Here is a 310-nt window from a genome sequence, read left to right on the forward strand (position 1 = left end):
CCGATGGCGCGCCGACCACACCGTGGTCTCGGTCGGGCCGTACAGGTTCCAGACCTCGCCGGCCTGGGCCACCAGCCGCCGCGCCAGATCCGGCGGCAGCGCCTCGCCGCCGCACAGCACCCGGCAGCTCGCCGGCAGCGCAGGACCGTCATGATCAAGCAGCATCCGCCAGGTCGACGGCGTTGCCTGGATCACGGACACGCCATGCCGCTGCACGATTGCCTTGAGCTTGACGGGATCATGCGCGGCCGTGCGATCCGCCAGCACGACGCAGGCGCCGATCGTCAGCGGCAACCAGAGCTCAAGGACT

At 70.6% G+C, this 310-nt stretch carries 1 protein-coding gene; it reads right to left on the reverse strand.

From position 1 onward, the window contains the following. Nucleotides 1-310: AMP-binding protein (locus ACM43_RS00005; protein WP_271537162.1), on the reverse strand; the 310-nt coding region annotated here is incomplete at both ends.

Source organism: Bradyrhizobium sp. CCBAU 45321 (genome assembly GCF_028128975.1).
Lineage (GTDB): Bacteria > Pseudomonadota > Alphaproteobacteria > Rhizobiales > Xanthobacteraceae > Bradyrhizobium > Bradyrhizobium yuanmingense.